The following is an 8,578-nucleotide window of genomic DNA, read 5'->3' on the forward strand; positions in this document are numbered from 1 at the left end:
TGGTGGTCGGACGGGTGGGAGGCGAAGCCCAGCATCGCGCTCGCGCAGCGGCGCGCCCCGCAGCTCGAGCTGAAATCCAGGCCAACGAACTAAGATCCGAAGGGAAGAACGGGAGCTCCCTATGGCCATCGCGTCAGTCAATCCAGCCAACGGCAAGTTGCTGCACAGTTTCGATGAAGCGGGAGCGGCGGAGATCGAAATCGCGCTGGCTCTTGCCGAGAAGACCTTTCGGATCTGGCGCAGAGTCGGTTTCGCGGTGCGCGCCGCGAAGATGCGGCGCGCCGCGGAGATCCTCGAGGAGGACAGGCGCCGCTTCGGCGAGATCATGACGCTCGAGATGGGGAAGCCGATCGGCGCGGCGATTGCCGAGGTCGAGAAGTGCGCCTCGGTCTGCCGCTACTATGCCGAGCACGCCGAAGCGTTTCTCGCGCCGCAGGAGGTCGCGACCGACGCCGGCCGGAGCTACGTGCGCTACGACCCGCTGGGCTGCGTGCTGGCGGTGATGCCGTGGAACTTTCCGTTCTGGCAGGTGCTGCGCTTTGCCGCACCGACCCTCATGGCGGGCAACGTCGGCATTCTGAAGCACGCCTCGAACGTGCCGCAGTCGGCGCTCGCCATCGCCGAGGTCTTTTCGCGCGCCGGCTTCCCCGAGGGCTGCTTCCAGACGCTGCTCGTGGGCAGCGCGGCGGTCGCGAAGATGATCGACGACCCGCGCATCGCGGCGGTGACGCTCACCGGCAGCGAGGGGGCGGGGGTCGCTGTCGGCCGCGCCGCCGGCGCCCAGATCAAGAAGGCGGTGCTCGAGCTGGGCGGCAGCGACCCGTTCATCGTGCTGCCCTCCGCCGACCTCGCGAAGGCAGCGGCCACCGCGGTCAAGGCACGGACGATCAACAACGGCCAGTCGTGCATCGCGGCCAAACGCTTCATCGTCCACGAGGCGGTCTACGACCGCTTCGTCACGCTCTTCCTCGGCGGCATGGCGGCGCTGGTGGTGGGCGACCCGATGGATCCGGCGACCGAGATCGGCCCGCTCGCCACCGCACCGATCCGCGCCGAGCTGGCGGAGCAGGTGGAGCGCTCGGTGGCGGCGGGGGCGAAGCTCCTGCTGGGGGGCCGGATCCCCGACGGGCCGGGAAACTTCTACCCGCCGACCGTCCTCGCGGAGCCGGTACCCGGCTCGCCGGCCTGGGACGACGAGCTCTTCGGCCCGGTGGCGACGCTCTTCCGGGTGGCGGATCTCGACGCGGCGATCGCGCTCGCCAACCACAAGGTCTTCGGCCTGGGAGCTTCGGCGTGGACGAACGAAGCCGCCGAGCAGGAGCGCCTCGCGGTCGAGATCGAAGCCGGTTCGGTCTTCCTGAACGGCATGGTGAAGAGCGACCCGCGCCTGCCGTTCGGCGGCATCAAGCGCTCCGGCTTCGGTCGCGAGCTCTCGCTCGCCGGGATCCGCGAGTTCGTCAACGTGAAGACGGTCTGGATCGCCTAGCGCGACGAGCGTTGCCGCGGCCGCGGGGGCACTCCGGCACTCGGGAATCCAGGGCGGGCTCCTATTTGAAGCGTGGTCGCCCACCCTGGATTCCCGAGCGCCCGAGCGCCCCAGGGAACCGAAAGCGGGGACTGTCCCTATGTTTCACCATGTTTCATGGAAGTTCGCTGATTTCGCCTGGCGAATGGGCGGCTCTTCGTGACCTCTTTGTAGGCGAAATCAGTAAACTGTCACCAGTATTCCAGTCTCTATCGAACGACTGATTGGAGCTCCGATTGGTCAACGGCTGGCAGCTCACTCCGTACGCGATTCCGGCGCTGCTGGCCACGACTGCAGCGCTGGGACTGCTCGCGCTCACCTGGCGGCGCCGGCGTGCGCCGGGCGCTCCGGCTTTCGCCCTCCTCGTCGCGTCGACGGCGGTCTGGTCGGTCTTCGAGGCGGCGATCCTCTGCGCCCCCGACCTGCCGATGAAGCTCCTGCTGACCAAGTTCGAGTACATCGGCATCGTCCTCGCGCCCGTCGCCTGGCTGTTGTTCGCGGTGCGCTACTGCGGGCAGGACAGGTGGATCCGCGGCTGGCGGGGGCCGGCGCTCACCGCCGTTCCCGCTCTGACTCTGATTCTCGCCGCGACGCTCGATCGCCACCGTTGGATCTACGACAGCGTGCGCCTGGTCGAAAGAGACTCGACCCTGGTTCTCGCCGCCGACTACGGGACCTGGTTTCTGGTCTTCTCGATCTACAGCTACCTGATGATCGCGGCAGCGACTTTCCTGCTCCTCTGGACCCTGGGTCAGGCCAAAGAGACCTTCCGCGGGCAGATGGTGGCGGTGGTCGCGGCGCCGCTGCTCACTCTCGTGGGCAACGCCGCGTATCTTTCCAAGCTCGCCGTCATGCCGCCGATCGATCTCACCCCGATCGGCTTCACCCTGAGCATGATCCTCCTTTCGTTGGCGCTTTTCCGCTGGCAGTTCCTCGAGCTCGTGCCGCTCGCCCGGGATACCGTGATCGACGCCATGCCGGAGGGGGTCGTTCTGGCCGACGGCCGGGGTTGGGTGATCGACGCCAACCGTGCCGCGCTGCAGATTCTCGGCGCCGCGCCGGAAGCACTGATCGGCAGACCCGCCGACGAGGCTCTGCCGGCGCGGCTCGCCGAGCTCATCAGTGGCCCGCCGCGGCGAGAAGCCCGCGAGTGGGGTGCCTCCTTCGCGGGCGAGGAGCGCACCTACGACGCCATGGTCTCTCCTCTCGCGAGCCATGGGGGCACCGTTCGCGGCCGGCTGGTGGTGCTGCGCGACGTCACCGAGCGCAAGCGCAGCGAGCAGGCACTCGAGGCCGCCCAGGCGAAATTGCGATCCGCCAATCTGGAGCTCGAGCGGCTGGCCAGCACCGACCCGTTGACGCTGCTCGCCAACCGCCGGCAGTTCTTCGTGCGTCTGGAGGCGGAGCTCAAGCGGGCCCAGCGCCAGGGGGAGTCGCTGGCGCTCGTGATGCTCGACCTCGATCACTTCAAGGCGGTCAACGACGCCCACGGTCACGCGGTCGGCGACCTCGTGCTGAAGGAGGTCGGCGCCCTGCTCTCCTCCTGCGTCCGCGAGTGGGACATGGCGGCGCGCCTCGGTGGCGAGGAGTTCGCGCTCATCCTTCCGACCACCGACCGCGAAGGGGCGCGTGAGGTGGCGGAGCGGGTGCGGATGCGAATCCTCGACCTGCGCTGCCGGACCGCGGCCGGCGCAGTGGTGACGGTCTCGGCGAGCTGTGGCGGTGCGACCCTCAACGACTCCGTCACGACGAGCGACCAGCTCCTGGTCGCCGCCGACGAGGCCCTCTACCGCGCCAAGGCCCGCGGCCGCGACCGCGTCGCGATGGACGAGACCATGGTCTCCGGAGCGCCGTCGCCTACGTAGGGGGCGACACAGGCCTCGCTGTCCTACGACAGGCGGACCAGCCCGCAGGATGCACAGAGCGGAGCGCATCGCCTTTCGCAGAATCTCGACCGCGTCATACAATCTCGCGCAAATCGGCCTTTTGACAATTCAACCGTCGCCCGTGGACGGGCGCTCGACCTGCCTGCCGACCGGACTCTCTTTTCGAGGAGAAGGACAATGTCATCGACTCGCCGTCGTCGCATCCAGAAGCTGAGCGCTCTCGCGCTCCTCCTCTCCGCCAGCGGAGCGTCCCTGCTCCCCGCCGCGATCTTCACTGTCGGCTCCGACGGCGCGTGCACGCATGCGACGATCAACAACGCCCTGCTTGCCTCGCTCGCCGCCGGCGCCGATGAGATCCGCATCGCGCGGAACCAGGCCTACACCAACCTCTATATTCACCTCACCGACTGGAGCCCGGGAACGGTCGGCGCGGTGACGCTCGCCGGCGGATACGACACCTGCGCCGACACGACTGCGAGCGGAACTACGACCATCGATGGGCAGGCGACGAATCCCGTCGTCGAGGTCGACACCGGTTCGCAGCCGACCTCGCAGGTCACCCTCCGCGGCCTCCAGCTCATCGGCTCGGGTGAGGAGGGGCTGCGGGTCGGCGCCGGGGGACAGGTGACGGCGAGCGAGATCCTGCTCCAGAACAACGGAACAGGCGGCGCCGCCGTCGTGGACGGCGGCGACCTCACGATCGACGTCCTGAGCGCGATCTCCGAAAACACGGGGCCCGGCATCACCTGCCTCACCGGTTCCCAGGTCGATACCTCGGCGATCATCCATGACAACGCCGCCACCGCGGGCGGTGGAATCGTCGCCGGTTCGGCCTGCGACATGAACATCCTGAACAACTCCGCGATCGCCTCCAACAGCGCGACCCTGGGCGGCGGCCTCTACGCCAGCAGCGGCGCCACGGTCCTCGTCGACGGAGCCGTCGCGAGCGTCTACGCCACGGAGATCAGCAACAACACCGCGACGGATCAGGGCGGCGGCATCTATGCCACCGGAGCGACGACGACGGTGATGATCCGAAACGCCGCGGTGACCGGCAACGAAGCCGGCCTCGAAGGGGGCGGGATCTGGGCCGGTCTCGGGGCGAAGGTCATCATGGATCGGGTCGACGGGCCCTGCTTCAATCCGACGCGCTGTTCGGACCTCTCCGGGAACGGCGTCACGCAGGTCGACATCTCCGTTCCGGGTGCCGCCGTCTTCGCGGAGAGCGGCGCCGACGTCGAGATCTACCAGACCATCGCGGAAGGCAACTACCTGACGCCGGGTTTGAACAATGGGAGCATCCTCTACGCGACTGGCGTCGGCTCGACGCTGACTGTCGAAGGTATGCGTCTTTGGAACAATCAGGAGGCTGACGCTCTGTTTGAAGGGCGGGATAGCGCGCATCTCTCCATCGCCTTCGTCACCGCCTCCAGGAACGTTTGGAATGGCGGGTTCACTACGAGTCCGGTCGCGCTCATCGTCGGCGCCACCGCGACTCTGAACTCGAGCATCTTTCATCCGAATGACGCGATGGTTCTGGATTCTGGCGGAGAGCTGACCGAAGCCGACTGCCTCATCCTCTCGAACACTACCGGTCTCCCCGTCGATGCCACTCTGATCAGCACCAGCGATCCGATGTTTGCGAACGCCATCGCCGGCAACCTGCGTCCGCTCCCCTCATCGCCGGCGGTCGACTACTGCGACACGTTCGCCTATACGCCCCTGCATTTCGACGGCGATCACGAGGCGCGAGGCTTCGACCTTGCTTCCAACCCGAACGGCACGCCGGGTGCCAGCGGCGGTCTCTACGACCTGGGTTTCGACGAGGTTCGCCCGCTGTTCGCCGACGGCTTCTTCTCGGGCAACACCAGTGCCTGGTCGTCCGTGGCCCCCTGAGCCGTCGCGAGAATTTCCTCCGGCCACACCTGAAGACACATTGCGGCCACGCGCCCCTCGCGCCAACGAGCGGGCGTGCCAGCCGCTATGTGTCCCCTGCCACGCCCACCTGCCGTCGCGGGGGCGCTCCGGCACTCGAGAACCCAGGGCGGGCTCCTATTTGAAGCGTGGTCGCCCACCCTGGCGTCTCGAGCGCCCGAGCGCCCCTGTGGAACAGGAAGCTGCTCTCGCAACCCTGCCGACGAGGGGTGGCGGCAACAGTTGGGGACACATTGCGGCCACTTGGAGGTTTGAGCGTCTCCGCGTCGTGACAGCCGCTATGTGTCCCCGGGAATGGCACCGTAAGTGCCGACGAACCCGCGAACGCTCGAGGGCGGATACGTGTCCCCGGCGTACCCAGGCGGGCCAGACGGGACGCCGAGCAAGTGCCCCGCAGGACGAGGGCGCTGCGCCTAGCCGAGCTTCGCCATCACATGCTTGACGACGGTGTAGTCCTCGAGGGCGTACATCGACATGTCCTTGCCGTAGCCGGACTGTTTGAAGCCGCCGTGCGGCATCTCGGAGACCAGCGGCAGGTGGTCGTTGATCCAGACGGTGCCGAAGCGGAGCTTGCGCGCCGCGGAGAGGGCGCGGCCGACGTCCCGCGTCCAGACCGAGGCCGCCAGGCCGTAGTCGACGTCGTTGGCAAAGCGGATCGCCTCGTCGTCGCTCGCGAACGGCGTGACGGTCACCACCGGGCCGAAGACCTCGCGCTGCACGATCTCGTCCTGCTGGCGGGCGTCGGCGATGAGCGTCGGCTGGTAGTAGAAGCCCTTGCCGGCGACACGCTGGCCGCCGGTCACGACGCGGCTGTGCCCGGTCGCCACCGCCCGATCGACGAACCCGGCGACGCGGTCCTGCTGCTCCTTCGAGACCACCGGACCGATGAACGTGTTGTCGTCCGCGAGGTCGCCCCAGGTGACCGACTCGACGACGCCGGCCATCGTCTCGAGGAGCTTGTCGTAGATCTTCGGCCCGCCGTAGATGCGGGTCGCGGCGGTGCAGTCCTGGCCGCTGTTGGCGAAGCTCGCGAGCTTGAGGACGGCCGCCACCTGTTCGAGGTCGGCGTCGTCGAAGACCACCACCGGCGCCTTGCCGCCCAACTCGAGGTGGACGCGCTTCAGGCTTTCGGCTGCGGTCCGGGCGACGATCTTGCCCGTGCCGACGTCGCCGGTGATCGAGACCATGCCGACTTTCGGATGGCGCACGAGGCCGGCGCCAACCGGCTCGCCGTAGCCGGTGAGGACGTTGAAGACGCCGGCGGGGAAGATGTCCGCGGCGAGCTCGGCCAGGCGGAGCGAGCTGAGCGGCGTCTGCTCCGAGGGCTTGAGAATCACCGTGTTGCCGGCGGCGAGCGCCGGGCCGATCTTCCAGATCGCCATCATCAGCGGGTAGTTCCACGGTGCGATCGAGGCGACGACACCTACCGGTTCGCGGCGGGTGAACGAGGTGTAGCCGGCGAGGTACTCGCCCGCGGCCTTGCCCTCCATGCAGCGCGCCGCGCCGGCGAAGAAGCGGAGGTTGTCGACCAGGAAGGGGATCTCGCTCTTCGCCAGCCAATGGGGCTTGCCGACGTTGGCCGCCTCGAGGAGGGCGAGCTCGTCGGCGTGCGCCTCGATCCGGTCGGCGAGCTTCAGGAGCATGCTCGCGCGCTCGCCCGGGGTGCGATCGAACCAGCTCTCGAAAGCGTCGTGCGCGGCGGTGACGGCGCGCTCGACATCCTCGGTGCCGCCCACCGGCACCTCGGCCAGGACCTCTTCGGTCGCCGGGCTCACGATCTTCTCGGTCCTGCCGTCGGCTGCCGCCGTCGCTTCGCCGTTCACGAACAGCTCGAATTTCCGCATCGCAAGCCCTCGCTCGTAGGGGCCGCTCGGGCCCGATTCACTGCCCCCCATTCTGCCGGAAAGCCGCGCGCCGGGAAATCCTCCGCCTCGTGTCCTGCGCCTCGCCGCCTCGCCCGGCGATCGTCGGCCGCCGGATTCAGAAGACGCCGACGGACCAGGCCGAGAGGTCGCCCGATCCGAAGCCGTCGAGAAAGATCGCGAAACCGGGAAGTCTCGCGGTGTAGAGCTCGATCTGGCTGTCGACGGTCTGGTCGGCCGGATAGACCACCACCCGGCCGTTCGCGGCGAGGTCGAAGAGCACGGTCTGAATGAACTTCAGGGAGACGTCGCCGCCCGCGACCAGGGGATCGTTCAAGTCCTCAACCGCTCCGCCTGCAATCGGAACGACGAGCAGTTCGTCGACCTCATCGGTATCCTGATCTGCGCCATAGACCACCCAGGCGCTATTCGAACTGATCCGGAAGGCCTTCGCGTCGCCTGCGAAGACCAGCGTACGGTTGAGCTTCGTCACGGTGCCGCCGCCGATCGGGACGCTCCAGAGCTCGTGGAGGCCATCGGCGGCCTGGTCGGCGAGATAGACGACGCGCGTGCCGTCGGCGCTGATCGCGTGCTCCAGCAGATCGCCACCGGGGGCGAGAGCGCTGTTCAGCCGTATCCGCGCTCCGCCATCGATCGGCACGGTCCAGAGGTCGAAGATGTCATTCGCGTCCTCGTCGGAGCTGTAGACCACCCGGCTGCCGTTCGGGCTGATCGAGAACAGCGGTTCGACATCCTCGGTGCTCGCCAGGACGCCGTTCAGACGGACGACGGTGCCCCCCGCGACGGGCACGCTGAACAGGTGGAAAGTCTGGGCGGCGGCCGTAGCGGCGCGGAAGACGACGCGCGTGCTGTCGGAACGGACGAGAAAGCTCGACTCGACTGAGTGGCCGGCGGCCAGGCCGGTGGTGAGCAGCTCCGGCGCCGCGACGGCGATCGGCACACTGTAGAGATCGAAGGCGCCGTCGACCGTCGTATCGATGAGATAGAGCACGCGGTTGCCGTCCGGCGTGATGCGGAAGTAGGACTGGACGCCGGTGGGAGCCTGGGCATCCTGGAGGAGGAGGGGGTCCCCGCCGATCGCCGGGACGCTGTAAAGCCGGTAGACCCCGGTCGAGTTTCGGCCGGCCCTGTAGACCACGGTTTCGCCGTCCGGGCTCACCTCGAAGCCGTCGACGTCGCTTTCCTGGAACAGCGTCGGGTTCAGCCGCACGGAGGCCGCGCCAGGGCCGTCGATCGGGACGCTGTAGAGGTCGTACTGGGTCCACGCGTACCTGTCGCTGTAGTAGAAGACGCGGTCGCTGGTCGGGGAGATGCGAAAGCCGATGACGTCCCGGTCGGACGCCATGTTC

General features: G+C 68.0%; 5 protein-coding genes. 3 read left to right on the top strand and 2 right to left on the bottom strand.

All coding sequences use genetic code 11. The features are described from left to right. The first annotated feature begins 121 nt into the window (after positions 1-121). The 3 genes from KBI44_14685 to KBI44_14695 all read left to right on the top strand — a co-directional run bounded on the left by KBI44_14685 (position 122) and on the right by KBI44_14695 (position 5,307). Positions 122-1,486 carry an NAD-dependent succinate-semialdehyde dehydrogenase gene (locus tag KBI44_14685; protein ID MBP9145728.1) on the top strand — a complete coding sequence of 455 codons (1,365 nt, stop codon included), beginning with the start codon at positions 122-124 and terminating at the stop codon, positions 1,484-1,486. A 263-nt stretch (positions 1,487-1,749) separates the two neighbouring features. After that, positions 1,750-3,390, top strand: a complete 1,641-nt coding sequence (locus KBI44_14690; GenBank protein MBP9145729.1) for a diguanylate cyclase — start codon at positions 1,750-1,752, stop codon at positions 3,388-3,390. Between the two features lie 198 nt (positions 3,391-3,588). Further along, positions 3,589-5,307 (top strand): right-handed parallel beta-helix repeat-containing protein, encoded by a 1,719-nt coding sequence (locus tag KBI44_14695; protein MBP9145730.1) that lies wholly within the window; start codon positions 3,589-3,591, stop codon positions 5,305-5,307. Positions 5,308-5,759: 452 nt separating this feature from the next. On the opposite strand, the gene KBI44_14700 is transcribed toward KBI44_14695, so the two are convergent. After that, positions 5,760-7,190, bottom strand: coding sequence for a gamma-aminobutyraldehyde dehydrogenase (locus KBI44_14700; protein ID MBP9145731.1), 1,431 nt, complete (start codon positions 7,188-7,190; stop codon positions 5,760-5,762). A 136-nt stretch (positions 7,191-7,326) separates the two neighbouring features. After that, positions 7,327-8,578 (bottom strand): PD40 domain-containing protein (locus KBI44_14705; protein ID MBP9145732.1); only part of this gene is annotated, 1,252 nt, incomplete at its 5' end.

It is taken from the genome of Thermoanaerobaculia bacterium (genome assembly GCA_018057705.1).
Lineage (GTDB): Bacteria > Acidobacteriota > Thermoanaerobaculia > Multivoradales > JAGPDF01 > JAGPDF01.